Genomic DNA, 18,480 nt, shown 5'->3' on the forward strand with positions numbered 1-18,480 from the left:
CGCGTGTCCGAATCACCGGAAACCATCACAGGTATGAGAGCCGCGCTCCTCACCTCCGCAGTCCTCACCTCCCTGCTGGTCCCCCTGTTGGTCTCCGCCTCCCCTCCCGCCGTCCACGCCTCGGCCGCCGCCTGCTCCGGCGTACCCTCCGACTTCGACGGCGACGGACGGGCCGATCTCGCGGTCGCCGCGCCCTACACCCGCTCCGGCGGCCACGCCCGCGCGGGATCGGTCACCGTCCTGTACGACCTGCGCGACCCCGTGGAACTCACCCAGGACACGCCCGGGGTGCCCGGCGAGAGCGAGACCGGGGACTCGTTCGGCTCGGCGCTCGCGACCGGTGACTTCGACGGCGACGGCTGCGCCGACCTCGCCGTGGGCGTCTCCGAGAAGAACCGCTCCCGGCCGGGAGAGGACCGCCACGGTGTCGTGCAACTGTTCCACGGCTCGCCTGACGGCCTGCGGCCCGGCAAGGCGATCGACGCCGGGGACCTGGGCCGCGAAGGTGATCCCGGCCGGTTCGGTGCCGCGCTCGCGGCGGGGGACCTGGACGGCGACGGCGACGACGAACTGGTGATCGGCGCCCCCGGGCTGGGCGGCGGCGCGGTCGGGGTGTACGGCCTCAAGGGCCGCAAACCGTACATGATCACGCAGGAGACCCGCTGGGTGGGGCAGCGCGAGCGGGAGACCGACCAGTTCGGCGCGGCGCTCGCCACCGGCGACTTCGACGGCGACGGCCGGGCCGAGATCGCCGTGGGCGCGCCCGCGGACACGGTGCTGAAGAACGGCCAGGGCTCGGTCACCGTCCTCGACGTCCGGCGCCGGAAGGCGACCATGCTCACCCAGGACAGTCCCTGGATCAGCGGCCTCGCCGAGGCCTGGGACTTCTTCGGCAGCGCCCTCGCCGTCGGTGACTTCAACGCCGACGGACGCGACGACCTGGCGATCGGGGTGCCCGGCGAGGGACTGAGTGAGAACCAGCGGGCGATGGACTACGGCGACGGCACCGTCCACGTCGTCTACGGCTCCCGTTCAGGACTGCGGACGGCGGTCTCCGAGGCCTGGTCGCAGCGCTCCCTGAAGGGCGAGCCGCGCTACTTCGACCGCTTCGGCGCCGCCCTCGCCGCCGGGGACCTCAACGGCGACGGCGACGACGAGCTGGTGATCGGGGCGCCGGGTGAGAACGCCGTCCACGTGCTCGCGGGAACCCGTTCCGGCGGCCTCACCAGGAACCACAACCTGCTGATCACCGGTGCGGGCGGCGACTTCGGCGCGGCCCTGGCCACGGTCGCCGGGCGCCGCCTCGTCGTCGCCGCCCCGGGCAGCGGCAGGCTCACCCTGCTGCGCGGAAGCGTGCGGAAGGGCTCCTACCCGGGCATCCGCCCGTCGACGGCGAAACCTCTCGTCGGCGCTCCCAAGGACACCCTGTTCGGCTACACCTTCGCGAGCCCGTCCTCCCCGCGGTAGCGGCCTGCGAGGGAGCGGGCCGCACCGGTGGTGGCAGGCCCCCGATCGTCGGCGAGGTCGTCACCCACCTGGGTGGCGGACCGGCCGGTCTGACGGCCGGGACCGATCGTGGGGCCGAAAGGGGTCCGCGCGCGTCTTCTGCGCCGGACCGGGGGTGCACCCCGCGCCCGGCGCCGGAAAGAGGGCCCGGGTTCAGCGGATGCGCGTGCTGGCCTTGATCTTGCGGCCGATCTCCTTGCGGAGCTTGCGGATGTCGGCGTCCGCGTTGGATGTGGCGATCACGCCGAACGCGGCGGTGGCGACGCCCCGGCGTGAGCCGGCCCAGGCGCGGATCCGCACGGTCGTCGAGTCGCCCTTGTCCAGGGAGGTGATCCAGCACGACAGGCTACGGCCCTTGACGGAGCATTTGACGCTGCGCGGCTTGGAGACCACCCGGATCTTACGGAAACGTTTGGAGAAGTCTCCGGTGAGTGCCACGTAGTGCTGGCCCTTGGCCTTCCTGTTGCGGACCTTGACGGAGTAGACCAGGGATCCGCCCCGTTTGACATGCTTGGGGAAGGTGATCACGTACCCGAAGGCGGAGGGCGCCGCGGCGGCGGGCGCGACCGCGGGCGCGGCCGGTAACGCGGGTAACGCTGACAGGGCTGATGAGGCTGTGGCGGGGGTCGGGGACAGGAGGGCGCCGCCCACCGCTGCGGCGAGAGCCGCGGCGGTGAGCCTCGTGGTGAGGGGACTCATAAGCGGCATCATCCAATAAATCAGTCCGAATTCCTCTCACGTTTCAGGTTAGTGCCGACTGTCCTGACGGCACGGTGAACCGTGCGCCGGTCTTCGCGGGGGCGCCACGCCTGCTGATGTAGTCGAGCGTGCGGAAGTCCGCCTGCAGCTCCTCCGGGGTGAGTCGGCAGACGATGTAGCCGCGCCGCTGGTCAAGGTAGGAGATATGCGGATTCTCCGCGATCGTCCCGGAGATCCGGCCCTCGTCGCGGTAGCCGTCGCCGTCACTCGCGATCGAGGAGGTGACGAGCTCCACCGCCACCCGGGGAGAGTCGGGGTCGTCGAAGTCGAGCTTCAGGTCCGCCGCGTGGTGCATGTGCGCGTCGCCGGTCAGCACGACCGGGTTGGACGCGCCCGAGTCGCGGAAACCGGTGAGCAGGCGGGTGCGCTCTGCGGCGTAGCCGTCCCAGGAGTCCATGTTGACCTCGACTCCCGGCCCGACCTTGGAGTCGCGCTGGGCCATCAGGATCTGCTGGCCGACCAGGTTCCAGCGGGCGCCGGAACTCGCGAGACCGTCCAGCAGCCAGCGCCGCTGGTCCTCGCCGAGCAGGGTGCGTCCGGTCGCGAGCCGCTCGTCGCAGCCGGACCTGAGCCCGTCCTCGCACGCCTGGTCGTCGCGGAACTGCCGGGTGTCGAGCAGGTGGAAACGGGCGAGCGGCCCCCAGTCCACCCGGCGGTGGACCCGCATCGACGCGCCTCCCGGCACGCTCGTCCTGCGCAGCGGCATGTTCTCGTAGTACGCCTGGAAGGCGTTCGCCCTGCGCCGGGCGAAGGCCGGGGCGCCGGTGCTGGAGACGTCCCCCGCCCAGTTGTTCTCGATCTCGTGATCGTCGAAGGCGACCAGCCACGGCGCGACCGCGTGCGCCGCCTGCAGGTCGGTGTCGCTCTTGTACTGCGCGTGGCGCATCCGGTAGTCGGCCAGCGTGGCGCACTTGCCCCAGGTGTGCTGCCGGACGCTCCCGCCCAGCGCCGTGTACCCCCGGGGGGCGTACTCGTACATGTAGTCGCCCAGATGCACGACCAGCTCGGGGTCCTGCTCGGCCAGCCTTCTGTACGCCGTGTAGAAGCCGTGCTCGTAGTGGGCGCAGGCGGCGACGGCGAAGGTGAGCGGGGACGACGAGGACGACGAGGGCACCGCGGACGGTGCCGTACGGGTGCGGCCGGTCGGCGACAGGTGGCCCTCGGCGCGGAAGCGGTAGAAATACTCCCGCCCCGGCTCCAGGCCGTCGACCTCGACGTGGACGCTGTGCGCCTGCTTCCAGCGCGCGGTCTCGGTGCCCTCGCGGACCACCTTGGAGAACCGCTCGTCGGTGGCGAGCTGCCATTCGACGTCCACGTCCCTCACCGGCATGCCGCCCCGGCCGTTCAGGCCGAGCGGGTCGAGGGCGAGCCTGGTCCACAGCACGATCCCGTCCTTGGACGGGTCTCCGGAGGCGATGCCGAGGGTGAAGGGATCACCGGCGAGGGTCCGGGAGGGGCCGAGCCCCGCCCCGGTCAGCAACAGGCCGCCCGCACCCGCGGCGGCGAAGGAAAGGAACACTCTGCGTGACGGCTTCTGCTCCACCCCATCAGTGCAGCCTTTTCAGCTTTCCCTGCCGTGACCTGCGAATCAAGGCGAGATGAACAGCCGTCGCACAGACAGGCGCCTTACCCACCGTGATTGAACGACGGCCGACCTTGGGACGACATCACGGCGAAGGGCCGGCCTCGCGCCGGTGGCCGCGCGGCACGGACGGCGACGACGGCCCGTGACCGCGAAGGATCGGAGCCCACGGTGACCGACACGTCCGGTGGGTGCGGGCGAACGCCTTCAGGACGGAGCCGACAGATCTCGTCAAAGGCACTGTGGCCGGTCAGAGCGGGGGGTGCCCGCCGTCAGCGCAGGTAGGGCTTGAGATGGGGGGTGAGGGCACCGCAGCCCAGGTATTTCTCCACGGTGTGGAAGTCGATCCAGTCGAGGTTGACGATGACCTCCTGGTCGACCCCGGTGAAGCAGGTCCGCAGCGCCGGAGGGATCGCCGCGATGTCGTCCTTGTCGGCGATGTTGACCCACCGCTTGACCTTGCGGGGTCGCTCGCCCCAGTTGTTGACCGGGGCGGGCACCAGGCGCTCGAAGATCACGTTGCGCATGCCGAGCGGGCTGCCGAGGGTGATGAGCAGGTCGACCTCCAGGTCGGGGTTGGCCCAGAGCGTCTCGTACGTCACCACGCTGCCCAGCGAGTGGGCGATCACCACCTTGGGGCGGTTGCGCCTGATCACCTCGGCCACGGCCGCCCGGGCCTTCGCCCTGGCCTCGCCCCCGGCGGCCATGTAGGCGGCGACCTCGGGGCAGAACAGCCTGGCGAACTCGGCGGCGTTGACCTCCAGCCGGTCCAGCAGCCAGCCGGTCATCCGGTACAGGGCGCCGGTCAGCCCCTCCCCCACCGCGTCGATCTGCCTGGCCCAGGCGACGAAGACCTCCTGGGCACCGACGTCCATGGTCCGCACCGCGCGTACGGACTCGTCCTTGCTCTCGCCCAGCAGGTGGGCGTAGTAGGCGATCTCGGTGACGTAGCGCTCCTTGGCGTGCGGCTTGCCGCCGGTGAGGCCCTTGTGCAGGTAGCGGTCCCACTTGTCGCGCATCGCGACGGCCGCGCCGCTGACCGAGTTACCCGCGTCACGGTAGTAGCGGTACTTGCCGATACCGTGCACGCCGACGATCGTGTCCATGCTCCCCGCCCTCTGAAGCCCTGTTTCCCGGGTGTCGTACGCCCCCGGGCAACTGTGGCGGAAGCGAGCACCGCGCCACAAGGCCGCGGCGGCACCCGCCGGAGGAGGCCGTGATCGCTCGCGTCGCCCCGGGGAGAGAGGGAGCGCATGCTAGCATCAAAGCTTGCGTACAGACGGTGATGATCTCTTCGACGTGCAGCCGCAGAGCCTGCTGATGACGACTTTCGGGGCCTTCCTGGAGCCCCGCACGGCGCCGGTGTGGTCGGGCGGCCTGGTCACTTTGCTCGACTATTTCGGGATCACCACCGCGGCGGCCCGCATCGCGTTGGCGCGCCTCGTCCAGCGCGAGCTCGCCGAGCGGCACCGTAAGGGGCGGCACGTCTACTACACGCTGACCAGGCGGAGCGTGCATCTGCTGGAGGACGGCGACGAGCGGATCTCCTCGCTCGGTAAGCGCCCCGGCGCGGCCTCGACCTGGACGCTCGTCTGGCACACGCTGCCCGACAGCCGCAAGGCCGAGCGGTCCAACTTCGTGCGCCAGCTCCGCTTCCACGGTTTCGGGCTTCTGCAGGACGGTATGTGGGTCTCGCCACGCGACTACGTGGCGGAGGTGACCGACCTGGTCGACAAGCTCGGCATCGCCGACGCCGTCACGATCTTCCGGGCCTCGCCCTCGGGAGACGTCGCCTCGGGGCCGCTGCTCGGGCATCTGTGGCAGCTCGACCAGGTCGCCGAGCGCTATCGCCACTTCGCCTCCAGATACGCCCCGCTGACCCGGCCGCCGCGGATGTCGCCGCGGGAGGCGTTCGTCACCTGCACCGAGATGATGCAGTCCTTCCGCTCGTTCGCCGACATCGACCCCGAGCTGCCCGAGGAGTGGGCGACCCACGCGGGGGCGCGCGAGGAGGCGATCGCGGTCTACTGGGAGGCGCTGGGCCGGCTCAGGGAGCCGGCCGCGACCCACTTTCGCGAGCTGACCCGCACCTGAGGCGGGCGGACCGGGCGTGTCCGCTCAGGCGGGCTCGCCGGACGCCAGCCGGTGGTAGCGGCTGTTGAAGAACAGCAGCGGCGTGTCGTGCTCGTGGTGGGTGCGCACGACCTGGCCGATGACGATCACATGGTCGCCCTTGCGCTGGGTGGACTCGACCTCGCACAGCATGCCCGCGAGCGCGCCGCGGATCACGGGCAGGCCGTCCACCAGCTCGAAGGCGGGGTCGTCCATGGTCGGCTGCGATCCGGCGAAGCGCCGGGAGTGCTCCTCGTGCTGCTCGGCGAGCACGCACACGCTGAACCGGCCGTTGCGCTCGATGGCCGCGCAGGTGTTCGAGCCGATCTTGAGACAGACGAGGATCAGTGGCGGTTCCAGCGACACCGACGTCAGCGAGTTGACCGACGCGGCATAGGGCCGCCCCTGGTCCACCGTGGCCACGATCGCCACACCGGTGGCGAAGCGGCGCATCACCTCGCGCAGCAGGGCCGAATCGACGGGGACGGAGCCGAGCCCGGGGGGCGGCATGCCCATCCGCGCCTCCTTTCGCAGTGGCCCCTCGGGGGGCGCGTCAATAGATTACAAGTCAGCATTGTGCACTGTCTACCATCGTGGCTAGGCTGCGGAATGTGTCAAATCCCCGCATCGCCTCGCTACGACGGCTGCTCGCGGCGTACTACCGGCCGGAAGGACTCCGCCTGGGCATCGTGCTGTCGAGCGGGTGCGCCGACGAGGACGTCACCGCCGCCGCCGACACCCTCGCCGCACACGGCCAGCCACCCCCGCGCCGGCTCGCGCGGTTGCACCCGCGCCCGGGAGAGCCCGACACCCGCCCGGCCGACGTCGCGGACTTCCTGCGCAGGTACGGCCACGAGTACGCCACCGTGTGGCTGCCCGCGCCCGCCGACGAGGCCGACCTCGCCTCCGTCACGGTCGCGGCCAGGGGCGCCGGCTGCGCGATCGGCTGGGACCTGACAGGCGGCGCGCATCCCGGCCCCGGCCTCGCGGACGGCGAGGCCCGGCTGCGCGCGTGGGGGGTGGACTTCGCGCTCTGGTCGGCTCCGGCAGACCCGGCGGGCGAGATACGCGTCTACACCCGCGGGCCCTCCGCGTGGCTCAGCCGGTGAACTCGCCGCCGGTCATCCAGACCGTCTGCCCGGTGACCTGGTCGAACTCCGGTGAGACCAGCGCCACGACGGTACGCGCGACCTCACGCGGCGCCGGAAAGCGCGGCAGCGCCATCCGCCGGCGCAACGCCTCCGACAGCTCCCGCAGCGCGGGATCGTCCGGTTCCCCTGCGTCCGGCTCGGCCACCCGGCCCGGGGCCACCACGTTGGCCGTGATCCCGTACCGTCCCTCCTCGGCGGCGACGTAACGCGTCAGTACCGACGCCGCCGCCTTCGCCGCCGCGTACGCCCCCATGCCCGGCATGGGGCGGGCCATCAGTGCCCCGGAGACGAACACGATGCGGCCGAAACCCGCCGCCCGCATACCGGGCAGGACCCGCCGGCACAGTTCGTGGTGGGCGCGCACGCCGTCGAGATGACGTTCCAGCGTGCCCGGCTCGATGTCGGCCACCGCCGCGACGCCCGCCGCTCCGGCCGGTTCCGCGGCGTTGACGAGGATCGTCACCGGTCCCAGTTCGGCCTCCACGGTGGACACAAGCCGGTCGGCGGATCGCGGCCCCGGCAGTGCCGCGCACACGGCCAGGCCACCGCCGCACTCCCGCACGATCTCGGCGGCCCGGCCCGCGGAGCGGTGGCAGTGCACGGCCACCGCCGCGCCCGCCGCGGCGAGCCCGGTGGCGACGTGTCTCCCGATCGCGCCGGTCCCTCCCGCGACGAGCGCCACCCGTCCCGCCAGCGGCCCCGCGGTCATCCCGCCCCCCGGGCGCGCAGGGTGGGCAGCACACTCTCACCGAAGATCCGCATCGCGTGGGTGAGGTCGGGGCCGAGCGGCGGCCCGAAGGAGATGTGCCGGGCTCCCGCGGCGAGCAGCGCCTCGCACTGCTCCAGCACGTCACGGGCCCCGCCGACGATGCCGAGGCTGAGCATCGACGACGAGGAGAGCACCGCCCCGGTCGCCTCGTCCAGGCGCCCGTCGTCCACGAGCGCCTGGGTCCGGGCGAACTCCTCGGGGTCCAGACCGTGGGCGGCGAGCGCGTCGGCCGACAGCGAGCCGCTGTAACGGGCGATGAACCTGGCCAGGGCGTGGCGGGCCTGTTCACGATCCTCGTCGAGCGAGCACCAGACACACGCGGCGATGTCCAGTGCGGCCACATCGCGGCCCTGCGCCTGTGCCCCGCGTCCGATCTGCTCCATCGCGTCGAGGACCTGGCCCGGCGGCAGGCACAGCGGCAGCGCGCCGTCCGCGTGCCGCCCGGCCAGCTCCAGCATCTTCGGCCCCATCGCGCCGATGTAGATCGGCACCGGTCGCGGCGACTCGATGCGGGCCTGCTCGTGCCAGCCCTCGCCCGCGCCCGGCAGTCCGGCGGGGCTGTGGCCCTCGGTGAGCGCGCGGATCGCCACGATCGCCGTACGGGTACGCGGCACCGGACGCGGCGCCACGATTCCGGCGCGGCGGAAGAAGACGTCGGAGCCGGCGCCCAGGCCGAGGATGAACCGGCCACCCGACAGCTCCTGATAGCCGGAGGCGAGCTGGGCGAGCTGGACGGGATGGATCGACACCGGGTCGAGCACCGCGGAGCCGACCTTGATCCGGTTCGTCGCCCCGAGCATCGCGGCCAGAGTCGCGATCCCCGGTCCGCCGAACAGATCGTTGCCGGTCCACACCTGGTCGAAGCCCATCGCCTCGGCGCGCACCGCGTGCTCGGTGATCTCCGCGATGCCACCCCCGCCGACCCGTACGCTGAAGATCGGTCCCTCATGCTCGGTCATCGTCGTCCACCTTCTCCAGACGCATGATCAGGTTCTCCGGCGGGTCGGGGCACGCGGCGAGCGGGCGCCCGGCCAGCCAGGCGTCCCCGCCCGGCGCGGCGAGCCGCCCGTTGAGCAGTGAGGTGGCCGAGGCGATGGCGTAGAAGCAGAAGTGCCCGCCCGGCGGCAGCGACACCCCCTCGGGGCCGACCTCGAAGTAGTCGCCGACGCGCAGCCCGCACGCCGAGTAGTTCATGAACTCAACGGTGCAGCGCACCCCGCGGCCCGCGCTCACTGTGCTCCTTCCGTCCCCGCCGCCCGGTCCACCCGCTCCAGACGCATGACGACGGCGTCGGCCGGGTCGGGACAGCAGATGAAGGGCTTGCGCTCCAGCCAGTGGTCGGCGGGCAGGTCCGACAGCCGGGACTCCAGGATCGGGAAGACCGCGGCCATGGCCTGCAGGCAGAAGGGCCTGCCCTGAGGCAGGGTCAGCGCGGTGCCCTCGACCTCGAAGTGATCACCGATGGCCAGGCCGCACCGCGGAGAGTCCGCCCGCTCGACCACGACCCGCACCCGCGGCGGCGCGGTCACGGCGCGGCGCCGAACAGGGTCGGCCCGCCGGCCGGGTCGTGCAGCACCTTCTCCGCCAGGGAGCCCCAGTGCACGCGCTTGGCCCCGACGTGCGCGAGCGCGCTCCAGGCGTCGCGCAGCACGCGCTGCATGGGATCGTCGTCGAAGAGATAGTGCGATCCATACAGCTCCAGGCACAGATCGAGCACGCGGCGCAATGTCTCGGCGGCCATGGTGTTGGTCGCGATCAGCCGGTGCTCCTGCGTCGGGGTGAGCACCCTGCCGGGGGTGAAGACGATCTCGTCGGTGCGCTTGGCGATGTCGGTGATCCCGGCGAGCAGCATGTCCACCTCGGCGCACGCCTGGCCGAGCACCCGCCTGGTCGTCACGTCGGCCACGCCCGCGGGCCCGAGCCTGCGGCGTACGGCCGTCAGCGCCAGGTCCAGCGCGTGCTGCGCCACACCGACGCAGACCCCGGTCAGGCCGAAGAACGCGAGCGTGACGTGTTTGTTGAGCGGGTCGGCGTCGGGGTTGGCGAGCGCCTCCCTGTCGAAGGAGTACCGCTCGGGGACGAACACCGGCTCGGTGATCGAGTAGGACGAGCTCCCCGAGCCGCGCACGCCGAGCGTGTGCCAGTTGTGGGCGTGCACCACCGCCTCGCGCGGCAGCCACAGGCCGAGGGTGAGCTGCTTGCCGTTCGGCCCGATCACCGGCTCGTCGCCGTCGAAGACCAGGCAGCCGCCGATGATGTGCTCGGCGACGTAGCTGCCGCTGCCCCAGTCCCACCGCCCGGTGACCAGGTAGCCGCCTTCGGTCACCTGCGCCCGGCCCTTGGGATGGAACGCGCCACTGGTGGGCATGTCGCGGGTCGGGTACAGCTCGTGGTACGCCTCGTCGCCGAGCCGCCCGGCGTAGAAACCGGTGGCGTTGAGCACCGCGACGTTCCAGGCCGTGCCCGCGTCCACCCTGGCGATTTTGGCGACGACGGCCACCTGGTCGGCGAGGGGCACCTCCATTCCGCCGAGGCGCGCGGGAAAGCCCATCTCGAACAGGCCCGCCCGGCGCAGCGCCAGCGCCGCCCGCTCGCTGAGCCGCCCCTTGGCGTCGCCGTCGGCGGCCTCCTCCGCGACGAGGTCGAGCACCGCGTCCGCGTTGGCCGGCACCGCCTCCGCGGCCACCGGCGTACGCGACACACTCCCGGCGGGCAGTTCGTTGGTGGTGGTCATGATTCTCCTATCGGCCCCATCGGCCTTCTTCTTCGGTTCTCGGCGGTCAGGACGCGCGGTCATCGCAGCACGGCCGACAGGAACGCGCGGCTGCGTTCGTGCCGGGGGTTGCGCAGCACCTCGTGCGGCGGGCCCTGCTCGACGATCCGGCCGCCGTCCATGAACACCACGCGGCTCGCGACCTCGCGGGCGAAACCCATCTCGTGCGTCACGACGATCATCGTCATCCCGCGCGTCGCGAGATCGCGCATCACGTTGAGCACCTCGCCGACCAGTTCCGGATCGAGCGCGCTGGTCGGCTCGTCGAACAGCATCACCTTCGGGCGCATCGCCAGCGCCCGCGCGATGGCCACGCGCTGCTGCTGACCGCCGGACAGGCGCGAGGGATGCTCGCCGGCCTTGTCGGCCAGTCCGACGCTCTCCAGCAGCTCCAGCGCGTGGGTACGGGCGGCGGCCTTGTCCTCGCCGCGTACCCGCACGGGCGCGAAGGCGACGTTCTCCAGAGCGGTGAGGTGCGGGAACAGGTTGAAGTGCTGGAACACCATGCCGACCTGCGTACGCTGGCGGCAGGCCGCGTTCTCCCGCAGCTCGCGCAGCCTGCCGCGGTGCACGCGGTAGCCGACGAGCGAGCCGTCCACCAGCACCAGGCCGCGGTCGATGTCCTCCAGGTTGTTGACGCAGCGCAGCAGGGTGCTCTTGCCGCATCCCGAGGGCCCGATCAGGCACACCGTCTCGCCCGCGGCGACGGTGAGGTCGATGTCGAAGAGGACCTGGCGGTGCCCGTACGACTTGCTGATGTTCTCGATCGAGACCATCGGCCGCGCGTCGCGCGGCTCCGGTTCTGCGGTCATCGTTCCGCGATCCTTCGTTCGAGGATGTACTGACCGGCCGTGAGCAGGGCGATCACGGCGAAGTACCAGACGGTCGCGACCAGCAACATCTCGATCGTGCGGTAGTTGGAGCCGGAGATGGCCTGCGCGACGGTGAGCAGGTCGCCGCCGCCGATCACCGACACGATCGCGGTCGCCTTGAGCATGCTGATCAGCTCGTTTCCCATCGGGGGCACGATCACCCGCAGCGCCTGCGGCAGGACGATGAAGCGGGTGGTCCTCAGCGAGTTGAGCCCGAGCGCCTTGGCGGCCTCGCGCTGGCCTCGGCCGATCGCGAGCAGGCCGCCGCGTACGATCTCGGCCATGTAGCCGGAACCCGCGAGCGTCAGCCCGATGACCGAGGCCGCGAACGGCGTCAGCACCTCCTGCACCGGGCGGCTGAACACCTGCAGGTCGGTGAACGGGATACCGACGGTGATCCGGTCCACGAACAGTCCGAGGTTGCCGACGAAGATGAGCAGCAGGATCAGCGGGATACCGCGGAAGACGAAGATGTACGCCGCCGCGGTCGCGCTGATGATCCTGCTCGGTGACATCCGCATCAGCGCGACCACCACCGCACCGATCACGGAGAACGCCATGCCCATCGCGGTCATCAGCAGCGTGCGCGTCAGGCCGGCCATGATGTCGGGGTGGAAGAGGTACTCGCCGACGACCGGCCACTCGATCTTGGGGTTCGCGGCGAAGGCGTAGGCCGTCATCGCGACGACCGCCACCACCAGCACGGCGACCGCGCCGCGCCCGTAGTGCCGCACCGGCACGGCGTCCTGGCGGGCGAGCGGCGAGACGCCGTCCGCGAGGCCGGGAGCCCGGGATGCCTGCTCTGTCATCACGACCGCTCAGGACGCGGGGGTGGCCGAGGCACCCTGCCCGGCGGGCAGGCCGGTGTAGCTGTTCACCTTGATGTCCTCGGCGGGCAGCGCGGCGTCACCGGAGTCCCACCTGTCCATCACCTTGCGGTACTCCCCTGATCGCGCGAGTTGGCCGAGCGCTCCGGCCAGCGCGTTCGACAACCCGGGGTTCTCCTTGGAGATCGCGATCGCCACGTCGCGCTCCATGTACGGGTCGATCTGGTCGTCCGGCAGGGACACGTTCTCGAAGGCGGTGCCCGACTCCTTGGCGATGACCCGGACGGAGACCGTCACATCCATCCAGGCGTCCACGGTGCCACCCTTGATCGCGACGATCGCGCCCTGCGCGCCCGGGTAGCCGATCGGTGTGATCGCGGGCTTGCCCTGCCCGACGCAGAACTTCTCGCTGTTGCCCTTGACCACGGCCTCCTGCTGGCTGCCGCTCGGCACGCCGATCTTCAGGCCGCAGGCGTCCGAGAGGCTCTTGATCCCGTGCGGGTTGCCCTCCTTGACGAGCACGGACATCGGGGAGCGGTAGAAGCCGACGAGGTCGATCACCTGCTCGCGTTCCTTGCCGTCGCTGACCTGCCCGAACAGGGCGTCGACGTTGCCGCTCTGCAGTCCGGGCAGCTGCGCCGGCCACTGCAGGTTCTTCCACACCGGCGTCACGCCCAGGATCTCGCCGAGCGCGACCGCGAGGTCCGGGGTGATCCCGACCGGCTTGGAGGTGTCACCGGGCTCGATCCCGATGATCGGCGGTGTCTCCCACAGCGCGCCGAACACGATCTGCTTGCTCTGCTTGATCCGGTCGGGCAACTGATCGTGCAGCGCCTGGTCGAACGCCGAGGCCGCGGACGACTCCGGGGTCGTGGACGACGCCGAGGCCTGTGCCGGTCCGCCCTCGGATGAGTCGCTCCCGCAACCCCCGACGCCCACTACCAGGGCGACGGTGGCGGAACACGCCACCAGGGCGCGCACCGAACCACGTTTTGCGATTTGCACTGTTTTAGCGACCGGCACGGCTCACTCCTTCCTAAAGGTGACCTTTCGGGCACCGAGAGCTGAGACATTACATAGGAGTCAGCTGCACTGACAAGCATTTGCGACGGAACGTTCCCGGCGAAAAAGAACGGCCGCTCGTGCCACGTCGCCCTCACATTCGAAGCAGGCCGGTGTGAGGGCGGCCAGGGCGATGCCGGACGAGAATCTCCAGGCCACGGTCATCGACGTCCGCGCCCACCTGCGCCTTCCCCGTCCGAAAATCCTCGTCCCGGCAGCGGCGAGCCGAGCCGGGCCAGGTCGAAGGACCGGAAGATCACCGGCCGCAGGGACCGTGCACCGCTTCACGACTCATCGACCATCGAGGAACGGGGCATAAAAGCAGTTGATCCATGCTTGTCACTCCTCGGTACCCTGAGATCACGCCCCACCATGAGAAGGAAGTCACCGTCATGCCCGGTCCGCTCCAGATCAGCGGCTCGGTCTCGGTCCCCGAGGCCGAGCTCGGCTGGCGGTTCTCCCGTTCCTCCGGCCCCGGCGGCCAGGGGGTCAACACCACCGACAGCCGGGTCGAGCTCAGCTTCGACCTCGCCGCCACCGAGGCGCTGGGGCCCGTCTTCAAGGCCCGCGCCCTCGAACGCCTCGCTCCCCGCCTGGTGAACGGGGTGATCACCGTCGCCGCCTCGGAGTTCCGCTCCCAGCTGCGCAACCGCGAGGCCGCCGAGATGCGCCTGGCCCAGATCCTGCGCGAGGCGATCGCCCCGCCGCCCAAGAAGCGCCGCCCGACCAAGCCGAGCAGGGGCGCGATCGAGCGGCGGATCACCGCCAAGAAGCAACGTTCCGACCTCAAGCGCCTGCGTGGGGACCGCTACTGACCCGCTCTTCGCACACGCCGCGGGCGGCCATGTCCGATCCGACGCGGTGAGCGATCGCCCCAGGCAGGTCGGGGGCGGGTGCGGAACACAGGATCGGCCGACCCCGTTTTCGGGAGGTGGTCGGCCACCCGGGTCGCGAAGAAATCCCGCCTCCCCGGCTCGGATGCGGACCGTGTCGCCGGGGCGGTGACAGAATGGCCGCATGTCCGTCGTGCCGAGCGTCCGCGCCGTACTTCTCGACGAGGACCGTCTGGTGGTGTTCCGGCGCACGGTTCCCGGCAGGGAGCCGTACTGGTCCGTTCCGGGCGGCCACGTCGAGCCCGAGGACGCCTCCCTTGAGCACACCCTGCACCGCGAGGTCATGGAGGAGCTGGGCGCCGTGGTCTCCGCTGTCACCCCGCTCACGACCCTGGAGTGCCTTCGCGACGGGGGAATCAAGACCCAGCATGTCTACGGCTGCCGCCTCGTCTCCATGGACCCCGCGCTGCGCTGCGGCCCGGAGTTCGACGATCCCGCCCGCGGCGAGTACGAGGTGGTGCGGCTCCCGCTGGATCCGGCCGAGATCTCCGCCATCAATCTCGTCCCCCCGGAGCTCGGCGTCTACCTCACCGGCACCGTCACCCACCTGCCCGCCCTGATCGCCTGACCTTCCGCGTCTTCCGCACACGAGGGCCTCACGCGCTTTCGCCGGGCTCGCGTGGTCAGCGCCGTTCGCGGACGTACAGGGCGAACCAGGAATACCCGAAGTCGTCGGTGGACTTCAGGGTGAAGTCGCGGTCGGCCATGAGGGCCAGATAGCGCTCGTCGTCCTCCACGAAGGATCTGTCCTTGCGCTTCCTGCCGCCGCTGACCAGCCAGACACGCTCGACCCCCTCCAGCGCGGCCGTGAACTGCGCGGCGGTCCTGGGCTCGCGTCGGCCGGGAGCGTAGGTGAGGTCGCGCAGGTCACGGTAGGCGTCCTCGTAGACGGCGACGAACAGGCGCCTGTTCTTCGTCACGTAGAGCACGGCGTCGCCGGGACGCTGCCTGGCCAGCAGCGTGGCCGCCATGTCACGCAGATCGTCCGGCCGCGTGTCCGGCTCGCGGATCGTGAGGTGCGTCGGAACGGTCAGCGCCGCGACCAGGAGCACTCCGATCCAGCCCAGCGCCCGGGGCCGCAGGGCGTTCAGACCGGCCCCGGCGAGCAGCGCCGTCGCGGGGACGGCGAAAAGCACGTATCTGGGCTGGAAGACCGGGTAGACCACGGAGATCGTCATGGACACGAACGGCAGCAGCGCCCAGGGCAGCGCGACCGCCGTCAGCCGCCCACCGGAGAACGCGCCGATGAGCATGAGGGCGACCAGGAGCAGCGCGACCCATCCGGTGCCCGCCACCTCCTCTCCGAACCAGACGACGTCGGTGAGCTTCGACGGCTTCAACCACGACAGCTGAGCCTCGCGCTGACCTGCCGCCAGGAGCGCGAGCGGGACGATCCCGGCCGCGGCCACGGCGAGCGCACCGGCGAACCTCGCGATCTCGGACCGGGACACCGGCACCGACGCGGACGGGGGCTCCGACGCGGACAGGGACGGGGAGGAGGGCGCCGACCGGGGCGCTTGACGCCACCACAGCACCGTCACCGCGTGCGCGACGACCAGGAGGAGGGCGTAGACGTGAAACCAGCCGAGCAACACCAGGCAGGCCCCGTAGGCCGCGTACCATCGGCGGCTCGACCGCCTCGCCGCCTCGATGAGCACCCAGGTGGCCAGGACGGCGACCGCCGTCACGATCGCGTAGCTGCGCGCCTCCTGGGCGTACCGGCTCACCATCGGCAGCACGGCGTAGAGCGATCCCGCGAGAAGACCGGCCCCCGGGGTGGCGAGCCTCCTGCCCAGGACCGCGATGCCGTACGCGGCGGCGGCCGTGGCGATGGCCGAGGGCAGGCGCATGGCCAGCTCGCCGGTCGAGAACGCGGCGAACGGCCGGAGCAGGAGATAGTAGAGCGCGTGCACCCGGTCGATGCTGCCGAGCAGGTGCCACAGGTCGTCGATGGGCATCGAGGCGGCCAGGACGCTGACCGACTCGTCGCGCCAGAACGAGGGCGTGGTGATGCCCCACAGCCCGATCAGCATCGCCGCCACCGCGGGGATCGCCTCCGGCAGACGACGCCGGACCCTGCCCTTCTCCGCAACACCCATCACATCGCGCTATTTCACACCATGAAGGCGATCAACGCGACGGTACGGCCGGGCCCGGCCGCGGGTGGGGGCACCAAACCTAACGACGATCCCCCTTATACCGATATTTCCGGCATTGCGGATGAGGTGGGCACTGCCGTGTCGGCCCGGCGGCGCCCGGTCGATCCCTAGTCGATCAGGTCGATCAGGTCGGCGACCGAGTCGACCACCATGGACGGACGGAACGGGTAACGATCGATCTGGTCCCTGCTGACGACCCCGCTGAGCACCAGGATCGTGTGCAGCCCCGCCTCCATGCCGGAGACGATGTCGGTGTCCATCCGATCGCCGATCATGGCGGTGCTCTCGCTGTGGCCGTCGATGGCCCGCAGCGCGCTGCGCATCATCATCGGGTTGGGCTTCCCCACGAAGTAGGGCTCCACCCCCGTCGCCTTGGTGATCATCGCGGCGACCGCGCCGCACGCGGGCAGCGACCCCTCGTTCGAGGGACCGACCGGGTCGGGGTTGGTGGCGATGAACCGGGCACCGCCCTCGATGAGGCGGATCGCCCGGGTGATCTGGGTGAAGCTGTACGTGCGGGTCTCGCCGAGGACCACGTAGTCGGGGGCGATGTCGGTCAGGACGTAGCCGACCTCGTGCAGGGCGGTGGTCAGCCCCGCCTCCCCCACCACGTACGCCGAGCCGCCGGGACGCTGGCCGTCCAGGAACCTCGCCGTGGCCAGCGCGGAGGTCCAGATCGACTCCGGCGGGATCTCCAGACCGGCCGCGCGCAGCCGTACGGCCAGGTCGCGCGGGGTGTATATCGAGTTGTTGGTCAGCACGAGAAACCGCTTGCCCGACTCGCGCAGGCGTCGGATGAACTCGTCGGCGCCGGGCACCGGATGTCCCTCGTGGACAAGGACCCCGTCCATGTCCGACAGCCAGCACTCGATCTGCTTGCGCTCGTCCACCGTTCTCCTCTGTTCCCGTGTTCCCGCCGGGTACGTATCGGAACCAAGGATGACAGGACCGGGCCGATCCCGCGTCACCAGACCCGTACATCCGGGCATCTCGGAGGTGAAAAGACCGGCCACGCGAGACCTCCGGCCGCCACGCGGCCCACCGCGGCCGTCGCCACCCGGCTCCCCGTACACGAGACCGGACTCCCATACGCGGGACCGGACTCCCGCTCAGGGCGCGAGTGCCTCCAGTGCCTCCAGCGCCCTGCGCATCGACTCCTCGGGGTCGGCGTCGGGCGATCCGATCTCCGGATCGAAGTTGAGATCGTGGAAGACCTCGGTGACCCCCTTGGCCTCGAGTTCCTCGACGTCCCGCCTGATCTCCTCGAACGAGCCGGTCAGCGCCTCACGGCCGGACGCTCCCGCGGGACGGACCCGGGTGACGCCCCGGGTGACGAAGCGCAGCGCCTCGGGATCGCGCCCGGCGGCACGCGCCGCCTCCTTGACGACGGCGATCCTCTCCCCGATGCCGCCGAGGTCCTCGCGGCTCGAACTGATCCAGCCGTCCGCCAGCCGCCCCGCGCGCCTCAGCGCCACCTCCGCGGAACCGCCCAGCAGGATCGGCGGCACCACAGGCGGTTTCGGATCCTGGTGCGCCGGGGGCACCTCGTAGAACTCGCCCCTGTGCGCCACGGTCTCCTCCGTCCACAGGCGCCGCAGCAGCGGGACGTACTCCTCCGCGCGCCGGCCGCGCCGCTCCATCGACACCCCCGAGGCGGCGAACTCCTCGGGCAGCCACCCCAGGCCGAACCCCGCGTCCAGCCGCCCGCCGGAGACCGCCTGCAGGCTCGCCAGCTGCTTCGCCATCAGCGCGGGCGAGGCGAACGGCAGGTTGAGCACCGCCACCCCCAGCCGGACGCGGCTCGTCAGGCCCGCCAGGTAGGCGAGGGTGACCACCGGGTCGTGCACGCTGCGATAGGTCGGGCCCATGGTGTGACCCCGCGGGTAGAGCAGGCGCTGGAAGGTCCACAGCTCGTGATAGCCGAGCCTCTCGGCCTCCCCGGCGACCCGCGCCATGTTGTCCGGCGTCGCCCAGGATCCCGAGACCGGCACCGCGAAACCAATCCTCATGCCTCG

At 71.1% G+C, this 18,480-nt stretch carries 20 protein-coding genes; 5 read left to right on the forward strand and 15 right to left on the reverse strand.

Translation table 11 applies throughout. The features are described 5' to 3' along the window. Window positions 1–33: 33 nt before the first annotated feature. Entirely contained in the window at window positions 34–1,467 is a 1,434-nt protein-coding gene (locus ABT352_RS08835; protein ID WP_350943694.1) for an FG-GAP and VCBS repeat-containing protein, read from the forward strand. A 192-nt stretch (window positions 1,468–1,659) separates the two neighbouring features. On the opposite strand, the gene ABT352_RS08840 is transcribed toward ABT352_RS08835, so the two are convergent. The 3 genes from ABT352_RS08840 to ABT352_RS08850 all read right to left on the reverse strand — a co-directional run bounded on the left by ABT352_RS08840 (window position 1,660) and on the right by ABT352_RS08850 (window position 4,953). Continuing rightward, on the reverse strand, window positions 1,660–2,205 hold the full coding sequence (locus ABT352_RS08840; RefSeq protein ID WP_350943696.1) for a hypothetical protein: 546 nt from the start codon (window positions 2,203–2,205) through the stop codon (window positions 1,660–1,662). A gap of 43 nt (window positions 2,206–2,248) precedes the next feature. Beyond that, window positions 2,249–3,808, reverse strand: coding sequence for an alkaline phosphatase D family protein (locus tag ABT352_RS08845; protein WP_350943697.1), 1,560 nt, complete (start codon window positions 3,806–3,808; stop codon window positions 2,249–2,251). Window positions 3,809–4,119: 311 nt separating this feature from the next. Then, entirely contained in the window at window positions 4,120–4,953 is an 834-nt protein-coding gene (locus ABT352_RS08850) for a hypothetical protein (RefSeq protein WP_350943698.1), read from the reverse strand. A 163-nt stretch (window positions 4,954–5,116) separates the two neighbouring features. Here ABT352_RS08850 and ABT352_RS08855 point away from each other — a divergent pair, with 163 nt between their 5' ends. Continuing rightward, window positions 5,117–5,941, forward strand: coding sequence for a PaaX family transcriptional regulator (locus ABT352_RS08855; RefSeq protein ID WP_350943699.1), 825 nt, complete (start codon window positions 5,117–5,119; stop codon window positions 5,939–5,941). A 24-nt stretch (window positions 5,942–5,965) separates the two neighbouring features. Here ABT352_RS08855 and ABT352_RS08860 read toward each other — a convergent pair whose 3' ends face one another. Next, window positions 5,966–6,475 carry a flavin reductase family protein gene (locus ABT352_RS08860; protein WP_350943700.1) on the reverse strand — a complete coding sequence of 170 codons (510 nt, stop codon included), beginning with the start codon at window positions 6,473–6,475 and terminating at the stop codon, window positions 5,966–5,968. 95 nt (window positions 6,476–6,570) lie between these two features. On the opposite strand from ABT352_RS08860, the gene ABT352_RS08865 reads away from it, so the two are divergent. Then, window positions 6,571–7,068: a hypothetical protein gene (locus ABT352_RS08865; protein WP_350943701.1), complete on the forward strand. Its 498-nt coding sequence runs from the start codon at window positions 6,571–6,573 to the stop codon at window positions 7,066–7,068. Here the strand turns inward: ABT352_RS08865 and ABT352_RS08870 are convergent. Genes ABT352_RS08870 through ABT352_RS08905 form a run of 8 tightly spaced genes read right to left on the reverse strand, consistent with a single transcriptional unit; the run spans window position 7,058 to window position 13,332 of the window. Beyond that, complete coding sequence (locus ABT352_RS08870; RefSeq protein WP_350943702.1) at window positions 7,058–7,819, reverse strand: SDR family NAD(P)-dependent oxidoreductase; 762 nt, start codon at window positions 7,817–7,819, stop codon at window positions 7,058–7,060. The two genes, ABT352_RS08865 and ABT352_RS08870, sit on opposite strands and share 11 nt — an antisense overlap. Further along, window positions 7,816–8,838, reverse strand: a complete 1,023-nt coding sequence (locus ABT352_RS08875; RefSeq protein WP_350943703.1) for an LLM class flavin-dependent oxidoreductase — start codon at window positions 8,836–8,838, stop codon at window positions 7,816–7,818. Before ABT352_RS08875 ends, ABT352_RS08870 begins: the two co-directional genes overlap by 4 nt. Further along, window positions 8,825–9,112, reverse strand: coding sequence for a TIGR04076 family protein (locus tag ABT352_RS08880; protein WP_350943704.1), 288 nt, complete (start codon window positions 9,110–9,112; stop codon window positions 8,825–8,827). The genes ABT352_RS08875 and ABT352_RS08880 overlap by 14 nt, the downstream gene beginning before the upstream one ends. Beyond that, window positions 9,109–9,408, reverse strand: a complete 300-nt coding sequence (locus ABT352_RS08885) for a TIGR04076 family protein (RefSeq protein WP_350943705.1) — start codon at window positions 9,406–9,408, stop codon at window positions 9,109–9,111. Before ABT352_RS08885 ends, ABT352_RS08880 begins: the two co-directional genes overlap by 4 nt. Beyond that, the gene (locus ABT352_RS08890) at window positions 9,405–10,613 is read right to left on the reverse strand and encodes an acyl-CoA dehydrogenase family protein (protein ID WP_350943706.1); all 1,209 of its coding nucleotides are present in this window, start codon (window positions 10,611–10,613) and stop codon (window positions 9,405–9,407) included. The genes ABT352_RS08885 and ABT352_RS08890 overlap by 4 nt, the downstream gene beginning before the upstream one ends. Before the next feature lie 59 nt (window positions 10,614–10,672). Continuing rightward, window positions 10,673–11,464 carry an amino acid ABC transporter ATP-binding protein gene (locus ABT352_RS08895; RefSeq protein WP_350943707.1) on the reverse strand — a complete coding sequence of 264 codons (792 nt, stop codon included), beginning with the start codon at window positions 11,462–11,464 and terminating at the stop codon, window positions 10,673–10,675. After that, a complete protein-coding gene (locus tag ABT352_RS08900) occupies window positions 11,461–12,333 on the reverse strand; it encodes an amino acid ABC transporter permease (protein ID WP_350943708.1) in 873 nt (290 codons plus the stop codon). Before ABT352_RS08900 ends, ABT352_RS08895 begins: the two co-directional genes overlap by 4 nt. Window positions 12,334–12,342: 9 nt before the next feature. Beyond that, a complete protein-coding gene (locus tag ABT352_RS08905; RefSeq protein WP_350943710.1) occupies window positions 12,343–13,332 on the reverse strand; it encodes a transporter substrate-binding domain-containing protein in 990 nt (329 codons plus the stop codon). A 473-nt stretch (window positions 13,333–13,805) separates the two neighbouring features. On the opposite strand from ABT352_RS08905, the gene arfB reads away from it, so the two are divergent. Next, window positions 13,806–14,228 (forward strand): alternative ribosome rescue aminoacyl-tRNA hydrolase ArfB, encoded by a 423-nt coding sequence (gene arfB / locus ABT352_RS08910; protein WP_350943712.1) that lies wholly within the window; start codon window positions 13,806–13,808, stop codon window positions 14,226–14,228. A gap of 202 nt (window positions 14,229–14,430) precedes the next feature. Further along, window positions 14,431–14,874 (forward strand): NUDIX hydrolase, encoded by a 444-nt coding sequence (locus tag ABT352_RS08915; protein ID WP_350943714.1) that lies wholly within the window; start codon window positions 14,431–14,433, stop codon window positions 14,872–14,874. 55 nt (window positions 14,875–14,929) lie between these two features. Here the strand turns inward: ABT352_RS08915 and ABT352_RS08920 are convergent, their stop codons facing one another. The 3 genes from ABT352_RS08920 to ABT352_RS08930 all read right to left on the reverse strand — a co-directional run bounded on the left by ABT352_RS08920 (window position 14,930) and on the right by ABT352_RS08930 (window position 18,474). After that, window positions 14,930–16,405 carry a glycosyltransferase family 39 protein gene (locus ABT352_RS08920; protein WP_350943715.1) on the reverse strand — a complete coding sequence of 492 codons (1,476 nt, stop codon included), beginning with the start codon at window positions 16,403–16,405 and terminating at the stop codon, window positions 14,930–14,932. A 167-nt stretch (window positions 16,406–16,572) separates the two neighbouring features. Continuing rightward, the gene (locus tag ABT352_RS08925; RefSeq protein ID WP_389772385.1) at window positions 16,573–17,355 is read right to left on the reverse strand and encodes an HAD-IIA family hydrolase; all 783 of its coding nucleotides are present in this window, start codon (window positions 17,353–17,355) and stop codon (window positions 16,573–16,575) included. A 219-nt stretch (window positions 17,356–17,574) separates the two neighbouring features. Next, window positions 17,575–18,474, reverse strand: a complete 900-nt coding sequence (locus tag ABT352_RS08930; RefSeq protein WP_350943717.1) for a TIGR03619 family F420-dependent LLM class oxidoreductase — start codon at window positions 18,472–18,474, stop codon at window positions 17,575–17,577. Window positions 18,475–18,480: the final 6 nt, after the last annotated feature.

The organism is Streptosporangium sp. NPDC000563 (assembly GCF_040299985.1).
In the GTDB taxonomy this organism is placed as follows: Bacteria; Actinomycetota; Actinomycetes; order Streptosporangiales; family Streptosporangiaceae; genus Streptosporangium.

Excerpts from the sequence above, each read along its gene's own strand:
- ABT352_RS08835 (WP_350943694.1), top strand. The coding sequence starts at position 34 with ATGAGAGCCGCGCTCCTCACCTCCGCAGTCCTCACCTCCCTGCTGGTC.
- ABT352_RS08840 (WP_350943696.1), bottom strand. The coding sequence starts at position 2,205 with ATGAGTCCCCTCACCACGAGGCTCACCGCCGCGGCTCTCGCCGCAGCG.
- ABT352_RS08850 (WP_350943698.1), bottom strand. The coding sequence starts at position 4,953 with ATGGACACGATCGTCGGCGTGCACGGTATCGGCAAGTACCGCTACTAC.
- ABT352_RS08860 (WP_350943700.1), bottom strand. The coding sequence starts at position 6,475 with ATGGGCATGCCGCCCCCCGGGCTCGGCTCCGTCCCCGTCGATTCGGCC.
- ABT352_RS08870 (WP_350943702.1), bottom strand. The coding sequence starts at position 7,819 with ATGACCGCGGGGCCGCTGGCGGGACGGGTGGCGCTCGTCGCGGGAGGG.
- ABT352_RS08875 (WP_350943703.1), bottom strand. The coding sequence starts at position 8,838 with ATGACCGAGCATGAGGGACCGATCTTCAGCGTACGGGTCGGCGGGGGT.
- ABT352_RS08890 (WP_350943706.1), bottom strand. The coding sequence starts at position 10,613 with ATGACCACCACCAACGAACTGCCCGCCGGGAGTGTGTCGCGTACGCCG.
- ABT352_RS08895 (WP_350943707.1), bottom strand. The coding sequence starts at position 11,464 with ATGACCGCAGAACCGGAGCCGCGCGACGCGCGGCCGATGGTCTCGATC.
- ABT352_RS08900 (WP_350943708.1), bottom strand. The coding sequence starts at position 12,333 with ATGACAGAGCAGGCATCCCGGGCTCCCGGCCTCGCGGACGGCGTCTCG.
- arfB (WP_350943712.1), top strand. The coding sequence starts at position 13,806 with ATGCCCGGTCCGCTCCAGATCAGCGGCTCGGTCTCGGTCCCCGAGGCC.
- ABT352_RS08915 (WP_350943714.1), top strand. The coding sequence starts at position 14,431 with ATGTCCGTCGTGCCGAGCGTCCGCGCCGTACTTCTCGACGAGGACCGT.
- ABT352_RS08920 (WP_350943715.1), bottom strand. The coding sequence starts at position 16,405 with ATGGGTGTTGCGGAGAAGGGCAGGGTCCGGCGTCGTCTGCCGGAGGCG.
- ABT352_RS08930 (WP_350943717.1), bottom strand. The coding sequence starts at position 18,474 with ATGAGGATTGGTTTCGCGGTGCCGGTCTCGGGATCCTGGGCGACGCCG.